The organism is Streptomyces sp. SID13726 (genome assembly GCF_010548375.1).
GTDB lineage: Bacteria > Actinomycetota > Actinomycetes > Streptomycetales > Streptomycetaceae > Streptomyces.
In genome coordinates this window covers 1-498 of sequence record NZ_JAAGLY010000290.1, presented here as the reverse complement: position 1 = coordinate 498, position 498 = coordinate 1, and the positions used below count along the sequence as shown (strand labels likewise).

The following is a 498-nucleotide window of genomic DNA, read 5'->3' as shown; positions in this document are numbered from 1 at the left end:
CGGCAAGCCCGCCCAGTACCCCGCGGGCACCTGGGGGCCGGTCGAGGCGGACGAGATGCTCGCACGAGACGGACGGAGCTGGCGCCGGCCATGAAGATCGACCTCACGGAGACCACCTCCAGCAAGATCAACGCCGCGTTGGTGCAGGCGCGCCGGGACATCGGCACGCCGGCCATCGGCATGGTCCTCACGCTGGTGATCGTGACCGACGAAGAGAACGCGTACGACGCGCTCAAGTCGGCGAACGACGCGTCCCACGAACACCCTTCGCGGATCGTCGTCGTCATAAAGCGGGTCAGCCGCTCGGCTCGCAGCCGCCGCGACGCCCGTCTCGACGCGGAAGTCCGCGTCGGGGCGGACGCCGGCACCGGCGAGACGGTGGTGCTCCGCCTCCACGGTGAACTGGTCAACCACGCCCAGTCGGTGGTTCTCCCGCTCCTCCTGCCGGACGCGCCCGTCGTGGTCTGGTGGCCGGACGGTGCCCCGTCGGACCTGGCG

The 498-nt window shown here is 71.1% G+C and carries 1 protein-coding gene; it reads left to right on the top strand.

Translation table 11 applies throughout. The features are described 5' to 3' along the window. Positions 1–90: 90 nt before the first annotated feature. The coding region (locus G3I78_RS47685; RefSeq protein ID WP_203616518.1) for a glucose-6-phosphate dehydrogenase assembly protein OpcA at positions 91–498 on the top strand (408 nt) is incomplete at its 3' end.